The 16,054-nt window shown below is 62.3% G+C and carries 17 protein-coding genes and 1 tRNA gene; 13 read left to right on the top strand and 5 right to left on the bottom strand.

Annotation, left to right across the window (positions count from 1 at the left end; genetic code table 11):
- Positions 1 to 20: 20 nt before the first annotated feature.
- Positions 21 to 851, bottom strand: a complete 831-nt coding sequence (gene gluQRS, locus SJY33_RS12500) for a tRNA glutamyl-Q(34) synthetase GluQRS (protein WP_379923096.1) — start codon at positions 849 to 851, stop codon at positions 21 to 23.
- Positions 852 to 992: 141 nt separating this feature from the next.
- On the opposite strand from gluQRS, the gene SJY33_RS12495 reads away from it, so the two are divergent.
- Positions 993 to 1,601, top strand: a complete 609-nt coding sequence (locus SJY33_RS12495; protein WP_379923095.1) for an HNH endonuclease — start codon at positions 993 to 995, stop codon at positions 1,599 to 1,601.
- Positions 1,602 to 1,647: 46 nt separating this feature from the next.
- On the opposite strand, the gene SJY33_RS12490 is transcribed toward SJY33_RS12495, so the two are convergent.
- Together SJY33_RS12490 and SJY33_RS12485 are read right to left on the bottom strand one after the other, a co-directional pair.
- The gene (locus SJY33_RS12490; RefSeq protein WP_379923094.1) at positions 1,648 to 2,511 is read right to left on the bottom strand and encodes a MipA/OmpV family protein; all 864 of its coding nucleotides are present in this window, start codon (positions 2,509 to 2,511) and stop codon (positions 1,648 to 1,650) included.
- A gap of 218 nt (positions 2,512 to 2,729) precedes the next feature.
- A tRNA-Thr gene (locus SJY33_RS12485) sits at positions 2,730 to 2,804 on the bottom strand.
- A gap of 87 nt (positions 2,805 to 2,891) precedes the next feature.
- Between SJY33_RS12485 and SJY33_RS12480 the strand changes: the two genes are divergently transcribed.
- The 9 genes from SJY33_RS12480 to SJY33_RS12440 all read left to right on the top strand — a co-directional run bounded on the left by SJY33_RS12480 (position 2,892) and on the right by SJY33_RS12440 (position 10,681).
- Complete coding sequence (locus tag SJY33_RS12480; RefSeq protein WP_379923093.1) at positions 2,892 to 3,062, top strand: hypothetical protein; 171 nt, start codon at positions 2,892 to 2,894, stop codon at positions 3,060 to 3,062.
- A 62-nt stretch (positions 3,063 to 3,124) separates the two neighbouring features.
- Positions 3,125 to 3,811, top strand: coding sequence for a 2,3-diphosphoglycerate-dependent phosphoglycerate mutase (gpmA, locus tag SJY33_RS12475; RefSeq protein ID WP_379923092.1), 687 nt, complete (start codon positions 3,125 to 3,127; stop codon positions 3,809 to 3,811).
- Complete coding sequence (gene purE / locus SJY33_RS12470) at positions 3,811 to 4,302, top strand: 5-(carboxyamino)imidazole ribonucleotide mutase (RefSeq protein WP_379923591.1); 492 nt, start codon at positions 3,811 to 3,813, stop codon at positions 4,300 to 4,302. Before gpmA ends, purE begins: the two co-directional genes overlap by 1 nt.
- The gene (locus SJY33_RS12465; protein WP_379923091.1) at positions 4,302 to 5,369 is read left to right on the top strand and encodes a 5-(carboxyamino)imidazole ribonucleotide synthase; all 1,068 of its coding nucleotides are present in this window, start codon (positions 4,302 to 4,304) and stop codon (positions 5,367 to 5,369) included. The genes purE and SJY33_RS12465 overlap by 1 nt, the downstream gene beginning before the upstream one ends.
- The gene (locus SJY33_RS12460) at positions 5,366 to 5,866 is read left to right on the top strand and encodes a dihydrofolate reductase (protein ID WP_379923090.1); all 501 of its coding nucleotides are present in this window, start codon (positions 5,366 to 5,368) and stop codon (positions 5,864 to 5,866) included. Before SJY33_RS12465 ends, SJY33_RS12460 begins: the two co-directional genes overlap by 4 nt.
- On the top strand, positions 5,866 to 6,807 hold the full coding sequence (locus SJY33_RS12455; RefSeq protein WP_379923089.1) for a bifunctional riboflavin kinase/FAD synthetase: 942 nt from the start codon (positions 5,866 to 5,868) through the stop codon (positions 6,805 to 6,807). The genes SJY33_RS12460 and SJY33_RS12455 overlap by 1 nt, the downstream gene beginning before the upstream one ends.
- The gene (gene ileS, locus SJY33_RS12450) at positions 6,800 to 9,742 is read left to right on the top strand and encodes an isoleucine--tRNA ligase (RefSeq protein WP_379923088.1); all 2,943 of its coding nucleotides are present in this window, start codon (positions 6,800 to 6,802) and stop codon (positions 9,740 to 9,742) included. The genes SJY33_RS12455 and ileS overlap by 8 nt, the downstream gene beginning before the upstream one ends.
- A complete protein-coding gene (gene lspA, locus SJY33_RS12445; protein ID WP_379923087.1) occupies positions 9,739 to 10,275 on the top strand; it encodes a signal peptidase II in 537 nt (178 codons plus the stop codon). The genes ileS and lspA overlap by 4 nt, the downstream gene beginning before the upstream one ends.
- Positions 10,268 to 10,681, top strand: a complete 414-nt coding sequence (locus tag SJY33_RS12440) for a DUF3035 domain-containing protein (RefSeq protein WP_379923086.1) — start codon at positions 10,268 to 10,270, stop codon at positions 10,679 to 10,681. Before lspA ends, SJY33_RS12440 begins: the two co-directional genes overlap by 8 nt.
- 108 nt (positions 10,682 to 10,789) lie before the next feature.
- Here the strand turns inward: SJY33_RS12440 and SJY33_RS12435 are convergent, their stop codons facing one another.
- Positions 10,790 to 12,097 (bottom strand): hemolysin family protein, encoded by a 1,308-nt coding sequence (locus SJY33_RS12435; protein WP_379923085.1) that lies wholly within the window; start codon positions 12,095 to 12,097, stop codon positions 10,790 to 10,792.
- A gap of 195 nt (positions 12,098 to 12,292) precedes the next feature.
- Here SJY33_RS12435 and SJY33_RS12430 point away from each other — a divergent pair, with 195 nt between their 5' ends.
- Positions 12,293 to 12,988: an OmpA family protein gene (locus tag SJY33_RS12430; protein ID WP_379923084.1), complete on the top strand. Its 696-nt coding sequence runs from the start codon at positions 12,293 to 12,295 to the stop codon at positions 12,986 to 12,988.
- A gap of 56 nt (positions 12,989 to 13,044) precedes the next feature.
- Here SJY33_RS12430 and SJY33_RS12425 read toward each other — a convergent pair whose 3' ends face one another.
- The gene (locus SJY33_RS12425) at positions 13,045 to 13,821 is read right to left on the bottom strand and encodes a 3'(2'),5'-bisphosphate nucleotidase CysQ (protein WP_379923083.1); all 777 of its coding nucleotides are present in this window, start codon (positions 13,819 to 13,821) and stop codon (positions 13,045 to 13,047) included.
- A gap of 112 nt (positions 13,822 to 13,933) precedes the next feature.
- Between SJY33_RS12425 and sucC the strand changes: the two genes are divergently transcribed.
- Together sucC and SJY33_RS12415 are read left to right on the top strand one after the other, a co-directional pair.
- The gene (gene sucC, locus SJY33_RS12420; RefSeq protein WP_379923082.1) at positions 13,934 to 15,133 is read left to right on the top strand and encodes an ADP-forming succinate--CoA ligase subunit beta; all 1,200 of its coding nucleotides are present in this window, start codon (positions 13,934 to 13,936) and stop codon (positions 15,131 to 15,133) included.
- Between the two features lie 163 nt (positions 15,134 to 15,296).
- Positions 15,297 to 16,043: an electron transfer flavoprotein subunit beta/FixA family protein gene (locus tag SJY33_RS12415; protein WP_379923081.1), complete on the top strand. Its 747-nt coding sequence runs from the start codon at positions 15,297 to 15,299 to the stop codon at positions 16,041 to 16,043.
- Positions 16,044 to 16,054 lie beyond the last annotated feature (11 nt).

Genomic DNA, 16,054 nt, shown 5'->3' with positions numbered 1-16,054 from the left:
TTATAATGGACGTTCGCCCGTCAGGTTCCAAGCTGCAAATGCTGCAATCGCAGTTGTGCGGCAAGCATCCGGCCATCCTCCCCTGCTTCGCGCCGCTCGGCAAGGGCTGGCGAACCGCGCCGCTTGGCCAGTTTTTCGCCGTTTTCGTCGGTCAGCAAGCGGTGATGGTGCCAGCGCGGCACCGGCAGATCCAGCAAGGCTTGCAAGGTGCGGTGGACATGGCTTGCCATGAAAAGATCGGCGCCGCGTGTGACAAGCGTGATACCATCCGCAGCATCGTCAAGCGTGGCGGCCAGATGGTAGCTTGCCGGCAGATTCTTGCGCACCAGCACGACATCGCCGATGCGCGACAGATCGACCTGTTGCGGCCCGGCGTGTTCATCAACCCATGTCAGCTGTCCGATTTGCGCAATCGCGCGGGCCGTATCCAGCCGCCAAGCCATCGCGCGGTCGGGGTCTGGCGGTGTGCGCTTGCAAATGCCGGGATAGATCAGGCCATCAGCCCCGCTCACTGCACCTGCTGCCTCGATATCTTTGCGCGTGCAGGCACAGGGATAAAGCAGGCCGCGTGCCCTCAATTGGTGTGCAGCGACGGCGTAGCTTTCGAGCCGTGCGGATTGTGCCGGCACATCGACCCATTCCAATCCAAGCCATGTCAGATCGCAGCGGAATTCGTCGGCCAGTTCGGCCCGCGACCGGGGGCCATCAATATCTTCGATTCGCAGCACGAAACGCCCTCCGGCGGCGCGCGCCAGATCATGCGCGACAATCGCGGACAAGGCATGACCCAGATGCAGATGGCCGTTCGGACTAGGGGCAAATCGGGTCACAAGCGGGGCGTGTTCGGACATGCCAGCGCCATGCCATACGAAAGATTGTTACGCTATCCACAGCTCATCAACAGGCTGTCCCTGTGGATAGCCACCTTGTAACGGGTTTGACTCTTTGGCCTGCCACGTCAGGATGGACGCAATCAGGGAGGAACGCAAACCGTGTTCAAAGCCGAACTGATCGAAAGAGCCGCCCGGTTCCGCGGGGTCGATGAAGACCCGACGCGCAATCTGTCGGCGTGTCCGGCGCTAGTGCTCAACGCCGATTACACCCCCTTGTCCTATTACCCGCTCAGCCTGTGGCCGTGGCAAACGGCAATCAAGGCGGTGTATCTCGACCGGGTGGATATCGTCGCGAGCTATGATCGCGAAGTCCATTCGCCCAATTTCGACATGAAGATCCCAAGCGTCATCGCGCTGCGGCAATATGTGAAACACAGCGAATTTCCGGCTTTCACGCGGTTCAATGTGTTCCTGCGCGATCGCTTCCAGTGCCAGTATTGCGGCAGTCACGAACACCTGACGTTCGATCACGTCACGCCGCGGCGTCTGGGCGGACGCACGACCTGGGAAAATATCATCACGGCCTGCGCGCCTTGCAACATGAAGAAGGGCGGCCGCACACCCAGGCAAGCCGCGATGCCCCTGCTGCGAACGCCGATCCGGCCAACCAGCTGGCAGTTGCAGCAGCACGGAAAGCAGTTCCCGCCCGGTTATCTGCATGAAACCTGGCGGGACTGGCTTTACTGGGATGTCGAACTCGAAGCCTGACGGGTGTCTGCGTCTATGCGCACGGGACCAGCGGGTGTCGGCGCGATCAGAAGGTGTAGGTGAGCCCAAGCCCCGCAATGAACTGATCGGCACTGCCAGCTTCAGCGACGATGGGTGACCGTTTGAAATCACCCAGCATCCGGTAATAGCCGACCACGGCAACCGCGCTCAATCCGCGGGTCAGATCGCCGGTCAGCGCATGGGAGGCCAGAAGATTCACACCTGCGCGCTTGAAGCCTTCATCCGCCTCGCCATAGGGCGAAAGCCCGCTGACCTGTGCACCGGCTGCATCGATGTTGAAGTAATAGTCCGCAAAATCACCGCCGACATATTCGGCCACCACTGATGCGCCGACAAAGGTCTGGGTCGACAGCGGCGTGCCGTATTCGATTGTAGGGGTGATGATATAGCTGTCATGCGCACCGTTCACGTCCCACCGCGCATCGATACGGGCGCTCAGAATGTCAAAATCGCTGGTGATGACGCCGGTTTTGGTGACGCCGACCCACCCGCCCAGTTCGATCGCCGTGCCCAGTTCGCCCAGGGCTTCGACCTGCGCGTCCTTGATCAGATCAGTCCGGTCCAGGCGCACAGCGGCCACCGGGCCAAAGCCGACATCGATTCCCGGTCCGGAAACATTGTCACGGATGACATCAACGTACAGTGCCGGACCGCGTGAGAAGAAGTTGAAACCCGATACGCTTCCGCGCACCACCAGTTCCGGGATGATGATATTCTCATCAGAGCCTTCGTAGCTGGGTACAGTAATCACACCCGTGCCGAGCGACAGGTAATCACCCCCCTCATCAGCGATCGTCTCTGTCTCGCCAACGTCCTGCGCCTGCGTCGGAGCGGCCAGAAGCAACGCCAAGCCCGCTGTTACCGGGGCAATTTTTACAAGACGTCGCATTATGGTGATCTCCGATGAGGTAAGGCCGCGGACAACCGGCCCACCGCGAACAAGTTACGTCCGATACGATGAGTCGTTCTCTATGTCAGACGAGCCACGCCTCACGGCTAACATGGCGAGAGCAAGGCGCAGGATCACTTCGCCGCGTTAAGCCGCGTTCTGCGCGATTTTTCCGACATTTAAGGGACTAGATGCCACGGCGCGGCATGTTATTTTACTGGTGCTGCTGGGGAGGATTGAACTCCCGACCTCACCCTTACCAAGGGTGCGCTCTACCACTGAGCTACAGCAGCGCCGGTATGGGCGGGCGCTATTGTCGCGCTTACCGGCAATGTCAAGCGGGGCTTGATGGGCGCGGCCATATCGGCAAGGGGTTTCCCATGGATAAGAATACCCGCAACAATATGTCGCGAGAAGATCGCCTCGCAGCGCGTCTGCGCGACAACCTGCGCAGGCGCAAGGCGCAGGCCCGCGCCATGAATAATGCACCCGCCGATTCGGATGCGGTAGATGCAACGGAATCTCTTCCCAATCCGCCACACGAAAGCTAACCACCCGCGCTCTGTTCAGACGCAAAAGTTCGCAGCGCCCGACCAGCGACTTCGGAGAAACGATGCCCAAGCTCATTCTCGTCCGCCACGGCCAAAGCCAGTGGAACCTCGAAAACCGTTTCACCGGCTGGTGGGATGTCGACCTGACTGAGCAAGGCGTGAAAGAGGCGATTGCTGCGGGCGTCTTGCTGAAAGACAAGGGCGTGTTGCCCACCATCGCTTTTACGTCATTGCAAAGCCGGGCGATCCGCACGCTGCATCTCGCGCTGGAATCCGCCGGGCGGCTGTGGATTCCCGAAATCAAGGACTGGCGCCTCAACGAACGTCATTATGGCGGGCTGACCGGCCTCGACAAGCAGGAAACCCGCGACAAACACGGCGAAGAGCAGGTGCATATCTGGCGCCGGAGCTTCGATGTGCCCCCGCCCGCGCTGGAGGCTGGCGGCACCTACGATCTGGCCGCAGACCCGCGCTATGCGGGAATTGCGATCCCTTCGACCGAAAGCCTCAAGCTGACGATCGAACGGGTGCTGCCCTACTGGCAAAGCGATATCCTGCCGCATCTGGCGCGCGGCGAGACTGTGATCATCGCAGCACACGGCAATTCGTTGCGGGCTTTGGTGAAGCATCTGTCGAACATTTCGGATGATGACATCACCGGGCTCGAAATTCCCACCGGCCAACCGATCATCTACGATTTCGATGACAGCATGACGCCGGGCGAACGGTATTATCTGAAGGACGCATGATGGACGTGACCGGGGGCAAGATCGCAATCGTGATGGGCAGCCAGTCGGACTGGCCCACCATGAAAGCTGCCGCAGAGGTGCTCGACGAACTTGAAGTGCCTTATGAAGCGCGGATCACATCGGCCCACCGGACGCCAGATCGCATGGTCGCCTTTGCCAAAGGCGCCGAAGGCGAAGGCTTCAGCATCATCATTGCAGGCGCAGGCGGCGCGGCGCATTTGCCCGGCATGATCGCCAGCATGACGCATCTGCCGGTGCTGGGCGTACCGGTGCAATCACGGACACTTTCGGGGCTCGATAGCCTGCTTTCCATCGTACAGATGCCGGGCGGGGTTCCAGTGGGTACGCTGTCGATCGGTGAGGCTGGCGCCAAGAATGCTGGGCTTCTGGCGGCGGCAATCCTTGCCCTGTCGGATGAAGACCTGTCCGAACGCCTGCAGGACTGGCGCGCTGCAAAAAGCGCCGCCGTGGCCGAGGCGCCGGTCGACTGATGCTGCCCGCAGGTTCCACCATCGGCATTCTGGGCGGCGGGCAGCTTGGCCGGATGATGGCCATGTCTGCGCTTCAGCTGGGCTACAAGGTCATCGGTTTTGCGCCTGAAGGTGACAATGTCGCGGCCGAAGCCTGCGGCGATTTCGTCACGGCAGATTGGGACGACACGGCGGCCCTGTCGGATTTCGCAGCCCGCTGCGACGTGGTGACATGGGAGTTCGAGAACGTCCCGCTTGGCACGGTCGCGGCCCTGCCGCAGACTTTGCTGCCCTGTCCGGCGCGCGCGCTTGAAGTGGCGCAGGATCGGCTGAACGAAAAGGCGTTCGCTGCCGACCACGGGGGCACCCCGGCGCCCTACGCACGGGTCGACAGTGCCGCCGATTTCGAAGCTGCGCTTACCCGGATTGGGACGCCCGGCATCCTCAAGACCGCGCGCGATGGTTATGATGGCAAGGGCCAGTGGCGCGTGCGATCCTCGCTGGAAGCGAGCGGCGTCCACTTTCCGGGCGTGACATGCATCTACGAAGGCTTCGTGACTTACGAGACAGAGTTTTCGGTGATCCTTGTCCGCAGCATAAGTGGCGACGTGCGGTTCTGGGATTCGACTGCGAACCTTCATGATGGGGGTATGCTGACGCAGTCGCTTCTGCCGGCAGGTGACAGGGTCGAAGCCCAAGTGGGCGAGGCCCGCGCTCTGGCTGCCAAGATCGCCGATGCGCTTGGCTATGTCGGGGTTCTTACGCTGGAATTCTTCGCCACACGTGATGGGCCGGTGTTCAACGAAATGGCGCCGCGGGTCCACAATTCGGGTCACTGGACGATCGAAGGCGCGGCCACCAGCCAGTTCGAAAACCACATCCGCGCCATTTGCGGGTTGCCGCTGGGCGGCACCGCGACGCGGTTCGAATCGATCGACATGCGTAACATCGTGGGCGACGACGCCTTGAACGCACATGCGATCCTTGCCGAACCGGGTGAGCCGCACCTGCACCTTTACGGCAAGCGTGAAGCGCGTGAAGGCCGCAAGATGGGCCATGTTACCCGCGTCGGGCACGCGCTGCGATGAGCGCCGCGATCGTCCTGATCTACGCCCGCGCTGCCAACGGGGCGATCGGCAATGATGGTGACCTGCCGTGGCGGCTGCCCGCCGATCTCAAGCGGTTCAAGGCGTTGACCATGCACAAGCCGATGATCATGGGCCGCAAGACCTTTCAAAGTCTGCCCGGCCTGCTTCCCGGCCGCCGCCACATCGTCTTGTCCCGCCGCGATGGCTTCGCGCCCGATGGCGTGGACGTAGCCGGATCGGTTCAGGAAGCGCTGGCGCTCGCTGCGCAAGGCAATGACAGCGGCGAAATCGCGATCATTGGCGGGGCGGCGATCTATGACGTGTTCATGCCGCTCGCCCACCGCATCGAACTGACGCAGATCCATGCTGATTACGAGGGCGACACCTTCATGGCCGAGCCGGGGCGCGAATGGCTGCTGACCGCGCGCGAGGATCACCCCGCTGAAGGCGCGCATCCGGCCTTTTCCTTCCTGACCTATACAAAAGGCACCGCTTGATGCGCTGGCTCGATCACCGCGATCCCATGCCCGACGCGTTGCGCGGTGCGGTGATTGCGCTGGGCAATTTCGACGGGTTTCACCGCGGCCATCAGGCGGTGGCGGGCGAAGCGATCCGCTGGGCGCAGACTGAGGGCCGCCCTTCGATCATCGCGACCTTCGATCCGCACCCGGTCAGCTACTTCAAACCCGATGTGCCGCCCTTTCGGCTGACGACGCTGGAGCAGCGGCAGGAATTGTATCTGGAAGCCGGCGCAACCGCGATGATGGTGTTCCATTTCGACGCCGAACTGGCAGGCACCAGCGCGGAGGATTTCATCCGCACTATCCTGATTGAGCGATTCGGCGCGCATGGGGTGGTGACGGGCGGCGATTTCACCTTCGGCCAGGGAGCGAAGGGCAATGTCGGTTTGCTGCGCACGCTGGGCGGCGAACTGGGCTTGCAATCAAGGGTGGTCGAACCCGTGGCAGCAGGCGGCGAGACTGTGTCTTCCAGCCGCATCCGCACGGCGCTGCGTGACGGCGACCCGCAGCTGGCGGCGCAATTGCTCACCCGGCCTTTCGCGATTCGCGGCATCGTCGAGCATGGTGATAAGCGCGGGCGCACCATCGGCTATCCCACCGCCAACCTTGCCATCGACAGCTATTTGCGGCCCAAATACGGCATCTACGCCGTGACGGGCCGCATTCTGTCGACGGGCGAAGTGCTTCACGGCGCGGCGAATATCGGCATTCGCCCGCAGTTCGAACCGCCCAAGGAGCTGCTCGAGCCCTATTTCTTCGACTTCAGCGGCGATCTGTATGGGCAGGAGATCGAAGTCGCCTTCCACCATTTCCTGCGCGGCGAGGCCAAGTTTGACAGCCTTGACGCGCTGATCGAACAGATGGACAAGGATTGCGCCGAGGCGCGGCGGCTTCTAAGCGCCCATCCCGATGACTGACGAAACCAAGCGCGATCTGAAAGACACTGTCTTCCTTCCGAAGACGAACTTTCCCATGAAGGCCGGCCTCCCGCAGAAGGAGCCGGGCATTGCCGCGCGCTGGGAGCAGATCGGGCTGTACGATACGCTGCGCGATGCCCGCCGGGGGCGTGAGAAGTTCATCCTCCACGATGGCCCGCCCTACGCCAATGGCGATATGCATATCGGCCATGCGCTGAATCATATCCTGAAAGACATGGTGTGCCGCACGCAGAACCTGCTGGGCAAGGATGCGCCTTACGTGCCGGGCTGGGATTGCCACGGCCTGCCGATCGAATGGAAGGTCGAGGAGCAGTATCGCAAGAAAAAGCTGAACAAGGACGAGGTTCCCGCCGCCGAATTCCGCGCCGAATGCCGCGCCTATGCGCAAAGCTGGGTGGATGTGCAGCGCGAGCAGCTGAAGCGACTGGGCATCATGGGCGATTGGGACCACCCCTATCTCACCATGGACCCGCAGGCCGAAGGCACGATCGTTGCCGAACTGCTGAAGTTTGCCGAGGCCGGAAACCTCTATCGCGGATCAAAGCCGGTGATGTGGTCCCCGGTTGAAAAGACCGCGCTGGCCGAGGCGGAGGTCGAATACGAGGACATCACCTCGACCCAGATCGACGTGGCGTTCGAGATTGTGGAGTCGCCGATTCCCGAACTGGTCGGCGCGCATGCGGTGATCTGGACGACGACGCCTTGGACGATCCCGGTGAATCAGGCTTTGTCTTATGGGCCGGAGGTGGATTATGTTCATTTGGCCGAACTCGACGAAATGGCAGAACCTACCGGTCGCCGCTTTCTGGTTGCTCGCGAATTATACAAGCCGTTCCGTGAGCGGATCAGGACGCAGGGCGATCCGCAACAGAACTACGCTACATTGGACTTCTATGTTGGTTCCGACCTCGCCGGCACCCTCGCCCGCCATCCGATGCACCACCTCGGCGGGTTCTACGCCACCCCGCGTCCGCTGCTGCCCGGCGACTTCGTCACCACCGACTCTGGCACCGGTCTCGTCCACATGGCGCCCGATCACGGCGAGGACGACTTCGACCTGTGCAAAGCGAACGGCATCAACCCCGTCTTCGCGGTGATGGACGACGGGCGCTACCGTGACGACTGGGAATGGCTCGGCGGCGCGGATGAGCGGCGCATGAGCGTCATCAACCCCAAGTTCAACGCGCCCGACGGCCCGATCTGCTCGGACCTGCGCGAAACCGGCGCGCTGCTCGCCGCGAGCGCGGATTACGCGCATTCTTACCCGCATTCGTGGCGTTCCAAGGCCAAAGTGATCTTCCGTGCGACCGCGCAGTGGTTCGTGCCGATGGACCGGGTGATGGAGTGGATCGAGCCAAAGACAGCTACGGAAAAGCGCTGGGAAAACGAAGGCGGCGCGATCGATCCGGCGGAGGAAACCCTCGCCGCCTCGCCCACCTTGCGTGAACGTGCGGTCGAGGAAATCGCGCGCGTCGAGTTCATCCCCGAAAAGGGCCGCAACCGCATCGGCGCGATGGTCGAAGGGCGGCCCGACTGGGTGCTCTCGCGCCAGCGTGCATGGGGCGTGCCGATCACGCTGTTCGTGCAGCCCGATGGCACCTATCTGGCTGACCCCGAGGTCAACGCCCGCATCGTCGCCGCAGTGATGCAGGACGGCGTCGATGCCTGGGACGAAAGCCGCAAGGCGGAATACCTCGGCGCGAGCCACAATCCCGATGACTGGGAAATGGTCACCGACATTCTCGATGTCTGGTTCGATAGCGGCTGCACCCATGCCTTCGTGCTCGAAAGCGGGCGCTGGCCCGACCTGCAATGGCCCGCCAATCTCTACCTTGAAGGCAGCGACCAGCATCGCGGCTGGTTCCAGTCCTCGCTGCTGCAGTCCTGCGCCACGCGCGGCCGCGCGCCCTACGATCAGGTGCTGACCCACGGCTTCACGATGGACGCCAAGGGCAAGAAGATGTCCAAGAGCCTCGGCAACACCATCAGCCCGATCACGGTGATGGAGCAGACCGGCGCGGACATCATCCGCCTGTGGGCGCTGAGCGTCGATTTCACCGAGGATCACCGCATCGGCGACGAGATCCTCAAGGGCGTCGGCGACCAGTACCGCAAGCTGCGCAACACCTTCCGCTACCTGCTCGGCGCGCTCGACGGGTTCGTGGGCGACATGGGCGACGCGGGCGAACTGCCCGAGCTGGAGGTCTATATCCTCGCGCTGCTCGCCGACCTCGACAAGAAGCTGAAGGCAGCGGCGGAGGCTTACGACTTCAACCTCTACACCCGGTTGCTGGTCGATTTCTGCAACGAGGATCTGTCGGCCTTCTACTTCGATATCCGCAAGGATTCGCTGTATTGCGACGGGCCGGACAGCGTGACGCGCAATGCCTACCGCACCGTTCTCGACCTGCTGTTCCACGCGCTGATCCGCTACGCCGCGCCGGTGCTGGTGTTCACGGCCGAGGAAGTGTGGCTGACCCGCTATCCGGAAGACGCCGCGGCAGATGACGAAGGCCGGCACGGCTCTGTCCACCTGCTCGAATGGCCGAGCGTTCCGGGCGTGGTGGTCGATCATGCCAAGTGGAATGCGCTGCGATCCTTGCGCGACCAGGTCAACGAAGCGATCGAGCCGCTGCGGCGCGACAAGACGATCCGCTCCAGCCTTGAAGCCGAAGTCACCGTGCCTGCCGATGCCGTGCCTGTAGGCGTATCGGACGCGGCGCTGGCCGAACTGTTCATCACCGCGACAGTCACCCGCGGGCAGGGAAGCGGCGTGACCGTGACCAAGACCGACCACAACAAGTGCGGCCGCTGCTGGCGGCTGTTGCCCGACGTGGCGGAAGATGGCGCGCTGTGCGGCCGCTGCGATGCGGTGGTCAGCGATGGCGATATGCTGGAAGGTATGGGGGCATGACCGGTCTGTTCACACGCAACCGTCTGATCGGGCTCGTGCTGGCGGCGCTGGTCGCCATCGTCGATCAAGCGGTGAAGATGTATGTCATCGGCCCGCTGGCCTTGCGCGAAGTGCTGCATATTGATCTGCTGCCCTTCTTCGATCTTACCTATACTGAAAACAAGGGCATCTCGCTTGGCATGTTTCAGGCGAACGACATGGAAACGCGCTGGCTGCTGGTGCTGCTGACGGGTGCCATCGCGCTGGTGGTGCTGGTGTGGATGATGCGCGAGCGCAAGCTGGGCGATATCATCGGCCTGTCGCTGATCCTCGGCGGTGCGCTTGGCAACATCCGGGATCGCTACGATCTGGGCTATGTCATCGACTATGCCGATCTGCATATCGGGACATTCCGGCCCTTCCTGATCTTCAATATCGCCGACGCCGCGATCACCATCGGCGTTGTCATTATTCTTGCCCGTAGCCTGCTGGTGCGCGACAAGGACGAGAGCCAATCCGGGGAACCGCCCCGTGGAGAGACCAAAGATGCGTAAGTTTGCACCCCTGATTATGCTGGCCGGCGCTTCGGCAATGCTGGCGGCCTGCGGCGGCGGGAACGGTATCTACAATCGCGAGCGGCCCGATGAATTCGCGGTCCAGCGTCAGGCGCCGCTGGTTGTGCCGCCCGATTTCACACTGACCCCGCCCACCCCCGGCGCGCCGCGCCCGTCCGAAGGCACCGCCTCTGAGCAGGCGCTCGAAGCCCTGTTTGGCGGTCCTGCGCCGCGCAGCCGTGTCGAAGCCAGCGTGATCGACCGCGCCGGTGCTGCGGCACCCGGCATTCGCAGCCAGGTAGGCGATACGCAGACCAACACGGTGGCCAAGGGCCGCGTAACGCGGGACATCATCGCCGCACCAGAAGGCGACGGGCAGTCGGCAAGCACGGTTATTCCGTCCTGATCTGATCTTTATATGTGGGGCGGCGGGCATTGGTCCGCCGCAGCCCATCCGATAGGCTGGGACGCTTTTGTCTTGCGACAGATGCGGCGTTCAAACTGTGCCCGCGCGCTATTCCGCGCTGTCACTCAGGCGGCTTACCAGCAGTTTGTCGATCCGGCGGCCGTCCATATCGACAACTTCAAACCGCCAGCCCTGATCGTGGAAGTATTCGCCTTCGCCGGGCAACTTCTTCATCACGGACAGCACATAACCAGCCGCCGTCCCGAATTCGCGGTCTTCGCCATATTCAAGGCCCAGTCGGTCAGCCAGCGCATCGGCTGACAACGAGCCGGACACCAGCAGCGAGCCATCCTCACGTTCAACCACAGACGGCAGATCCCCGTCATCGCTGTCGCTGGCGAAATTGCCGACAATGGCGGTCAGCAGGTCGATCGGAGTGACGATCCCTTCGAAGTGGCCGTATTCGTCGTGCACCACCGCCAGCGCGACCTCGGCAGATTGCAGCACGCGCAGCGCGTCCATGGCATCAAGCTGATCGGGCACCACTTCGACGCGGCGGATCATTCCGCGGATCGAAACCGGCGTTCCCGCCACCATCGCGGCCAGCACATCGCGCACCTTCACCACGCCAAGGATCGTATCGGGTGATCCTTCGGCCACGGGCAGCAGCGAATGCGAACTGTCCTCGATCGTTTCGCGAATCTCGGCAAGGTCGGCATCGGCCTCGATCCAGTCGACTTCGGTGCGCGGAGTCATCATCTCACGCACGGGCCGTTCGGCCAGGCGCACGACACCGGTCAGAATCTGGCGCTGTTCGTCCTCGATCACGCCCGAACGGGTGGCTTCGGCAAAGATCATCTGAAGTTCTTCGGCCGTGACCGACGCTTCGCCCGTACGGCGGATACCGAACAGCCGGATGATCGCGGCCGAGCTGGAGTCGAGCAGCCACACCAGCGGCGCCGCGACGCGCGACAGCATCGCCATCGGCAGTGCCATGATCAGCGCAAGCGGAACCGCGCTGCGCAGCGCCAATTGCTTGGGCACCAGTTCGCCTACCACCACGCTGAGATAGGTCGTCAAAGCAATGACCACCGCGAAACCTGATTCTTCGGCATATTCGGCTGGCACGCCCAGCCATTGCAGACGTTCACCCACCGGCCCGCCGAGGCTTGCGCCCGAATAGGCACCCGCCACGATCCCGATGAGCGTGATGCCGATCTGCACCGTCGAAAGAAACTTGCCCGGGTCTGCGGCCAACCCGATCGCAACACGCGCCGCTTTCGATCCACCTTCGGCCCGGGCCTCCAGCGCACTGGTCTTGGCGGAAACGATGGCGAGTTCGGACATGGCAAACACGCCGTTGATTACAACGAGGACGAGAATGGTCGCCAGATCGGTCCAGGGAAACGGGGTCACAAGCGGTGCGCTAGCACAAACTGTGCGTCTTGCCAGCCATCCCAAACGTCAAATGGAACATATGTTCAAAAGCCTGCTTCTTGTTCAGCGAAGGTGAATGTGGGTCAGCCCACCGCCGGCGCAACCCGTTCCGTCACCAAGTCGCTGACCAGGCGGTTAGGTAGGGTCGGTCAGTAAAAATAGGGAGACTTTACCATGAATATTTCACGCATCTTGCTTTCGGGCACCGCAGCACTGGCCCTCATCGGCACCAGCGCCTGCGTCACCGATCCCAATACCGGCGAAAAGAAGATTTCGCGCACCGCAATTGGCACCGGACTTGGTGGTACGCTTGGCTATCTGCTGGGCGGCGCCATTGGTGGTGATACGGGCCGTATCATCGGGGCTGGCATCGGCGGTTCGGCCGGCGCGGTGCTTGGCAAGCAGTATGATGACCAGATCAAGGAACTGCGCGAAACCACAGTCGGCAGCGGCGTGGACGTTGAAGAAGTCGGCGATCAGGACGCGATCCTCGTTCGTCTTCCCGACGGCGTGACCTTTGCCACGGGTTCGGCTGCGATCAACCCCAGCTTCTATGCAACGCTCGACAGCGTGGCACAGACGCTGATCCGCTATCCCAACAGCCTTATCGATGTTTATGGCTTCACCGACACCACCGGCTCCGACGCGGTCAACCAGCGCCTGTCGAAGCAGCGCGCCGATGCGGTTGCCGATTACCTGTCGACCCGCGGTGTGGCGCGGGCCCGCATGGCGACCCAGGGCTTCGGTGAGCAGTATGATTACCTGCGCATCAAGACCGGCGACAACATTAACGAGCCGCTGAACCGCCGCGTTGAAATCAAGATCATTCCGGTAAGCCAGGATGATGTGAACGCCGCACGCGGAAACTGATTGGTTCATGACGATTGCATGGCGGGCCGCCCCTTCGGGGGTGGCCCGTTCGTGTATCAGCGAAGCGCCTTGGCCCGCTGCGCCAACCGCGCGACTGCCGCCTCGTGGATCGCGGGCGAGCACACCAGAACGCCGAAATCACGCGGATCGTGCTTGTTATACGCCAGAGGGCGGCCGAACGCGTCCGAAACCTCTGCCCCTGCCTCGCGCGCGATCAATGTCGCTGCGGCGATATCCCATTCATACCCCCAGCGCAGCGTCGCCACCAGATCGGCCTGATCGGCGGCAACCATTGCGATCCGCAGGGCAATCGAGTTTGGCTGATCAACCGCGGTCAGATCGCCATCCTCTTTCAGCAACATCGTGGTGGGAACGCGTGCGCCTGCAATCTGTGTGCGCTGGCTGGCGCGGATGGGCGCACCGTTCAATGTGGCGCCCTGCCCTGCCATCGCCACCCATTCTTCAGCGCGAGCAGGCGCCACCAAAATGCCAATCAGCGGGCGACCTGCACTCACCAGCGCGACCGATACCGCCCATCCTGTGCGGCCCGCCACGAAATCGCGGGTGCCATCGATCGGATCAACCAGCCAGATCAACCCGCTGGCTGTGCGCACCTTGTCATCGGCGGTTTCTTCCGAAAGCCAGGCGGCCGAAGGCAGCAGGCGATGCAGTTCACGTTTCAGAAAACGGTCAACATCAAGATCGGCCTCGCTTACCGGGTTGCCGGGGGTCTTGTCCCAGCTGTGCAGCGCATGGCCTGATCCCGGCCACCGCGAATGGGCAATCCGGCCCGCCTCGCGGACAATGGTAAGAAGTTGGTCCCTGTCAATCATGAGAGCCCCGCTGTTGCGCCTGCACACAGTACTTTTCAAGAGGGTCGATCCGTGCTTAGGCCCCCTGCAGACCTACCTCTCCCCAGGATTTGCTAGAAGGGATCGATACGCCATGAACGTCCATGAATATCAGGCCAAGGAACTGCTCGCCCAGCACGGCATCGCCGTTCCTGCAGGCCATGCCGCACTGACCGTCGAAGAAGCCGTGGAAGGTGCCAAGAAGCTGCCCGGGCCACTTTACGTGGTGAAGGCCCAAATCCATGCCGGTGGCCGTGGCAAGGGCAAGTTCACTGAACTTGGCGCCGATGCCAAGGGCGGCGTTCGCCTCGCCAAGAGCCTTGAGGAAGTGGAAGCCCACGCCAAGGAAATGCTCGGCAACACACTGGTCACCATCCAGACCGGCGATGCCGGCAAGCAGGTGAACCGCCTCTACATCACCGATGGCGTTGACATCGCCAAGGAATATTACCTCTCGCTGCTGGTCGATCGTGCCACCGGGCGCGTGGCCTTCGTCGTTTCGACCGAAGGCGGTATGGACATCGAAACCGTCGCGCACGACACGCCCGAACTGATCACCACCTTCAGCGTCGACCCCGCACAGGGCTTCCAGCCGCACCACGGTCGCGCCGTGGCCTTCGCATTGAAGCTGACAGGCGATCTCAACAAGCAGGCGCAGAAGCTCGCCAAGCAGCTTTATGACGCCTTCCTCGCCACCGATTGCGAGATGCTGGAAATCAACCCGCTGGTCGAAAGCGAAGACGGCAAGCTGCTGGTGCTCGACGCCAAGATGAGCTTTGACGGCAACGCGCTGTACCGCCACCCCGATATCGAAGCCCTGCGCGACGAGACCGAGGAAGACCCGGCCGAAGTCGAAGCATCGGAATACGACCTCGCCTACATCAAGCTCGATGGCAACATTGGCTGCATGGTGAACGGTGCGGGCCTCGCGATGGCGACGATGGACATCATCAAGCTCAACGGTGCTTTCCCGGCGAACTTCCTCGACGTGGGCGGCGGTGCCACCACCGAAAAGGTCACGGCAGCATTCAAGATCATCCTGAAAGACCCGGCGGTCGAGGGCATCCTCGTCAACATTTTCGGCGGGATCATGAAGTGCGACGTGATCGCCAACGGCATCGTGCAGGCGGCCAAGGACGTAAACCTGCAGGTTCCGCTGGTTGTGCGTCTGGAAGGCACCAACGTGGCCGAAGGCAAGGCGATCCTGAACAATTCGGGCCTCGCCATCGTCAGCGCCGATAATCTTGGCGATGCGGCACAGAAGATCGTGGCCGAGGTCAAGAAGGCCGCCTGATCGCGGGCGCCATCATCACGACACATCCCGGGCGGGACTGATCGCGTATCACTCTCGCCCGGCCTTATCGCACCCCGCCTCGCTTGACGTTTACGTAAACGCAAGCTAGGCGGGCGGCAAGGGCTGATACGGCCCATGATTCTTTGAGAGGAAGGAACGCCCCATGAAGATCCTCGTCCCCGTCAAGCGGGTGATCGATTACAACGTCAAGCCGCGGGTCAAGGCCGATGGCACGGGCGTTGACCTTGCCAACGTCAAGATGAGCATGAACCCGTTCGATGAGATCGCGGTCGAAGAAGCCATCCGCCTGAAGGAAAAAGGCGCGGCCACTGAAATCGTCGCGGTCAGCGTCGGCCCGGCTAAGGCCGCCGAAACGCTGCGTACCGCGCTCGCCATGGGTGCAGATCGTGCGATTCTGATCGAAACCGATGAAGACGTGGAACCGCTGGCGGTTGCCAAGCTGCTCAAGGCCATTGCCGAAGAAGAACAGCCCGGTCTCGTGATCCTCGGCAAGCAGTCGATTTCGGACGATTCGAATCAGACAGGCCAAATGCTTGCAGCCCTGATGGGCCGTCCGCAGGGCACGTTTGCTAACACCGTCGAAGTCGATGGCGATTCCGTTACCGTGAAGCGCGAAGTTGATGGCGGCCTTCAGACCGTGAAGCTCAGCCTTCCCGCGATCGTCACCACCGACCTTCGCTTGAACGAGCCGCGCTATGCCAGCTTGCCCAATATCATGAAGGCCAAGCAGAAGCCGCTCAGCACCAAGACCGCTGCCGATTACGGCGTCGATCTGACCCCGCGCCTCAAGACCCTTAAGGTCGCCGAACCGCCGGTCCGTCAGGCGGGCGAAAAGGTCGCGGACGTTGCGGCGCTGGTCGAGAAGGTCAAGGCGCTGGGCATCGCGTAAGCGCGCCGCGT

It is taken from the genome of Erythrobacter sp. R86502 (genome assembly GCF_042466465.1).
In the GTDB taxonomy this organism is placed as follows: domain Bacteria; phylum Pseudomonadota; class Alphaproteobacteria; order Sphingomonadales; family Sphingomonadaceae; genus Erythrobacter.
The sequence above is the reverse complement of the archived record's forward strand: the minus strand, read 5'-3'. Positions and strand labels throughout refer to the sequence as shown.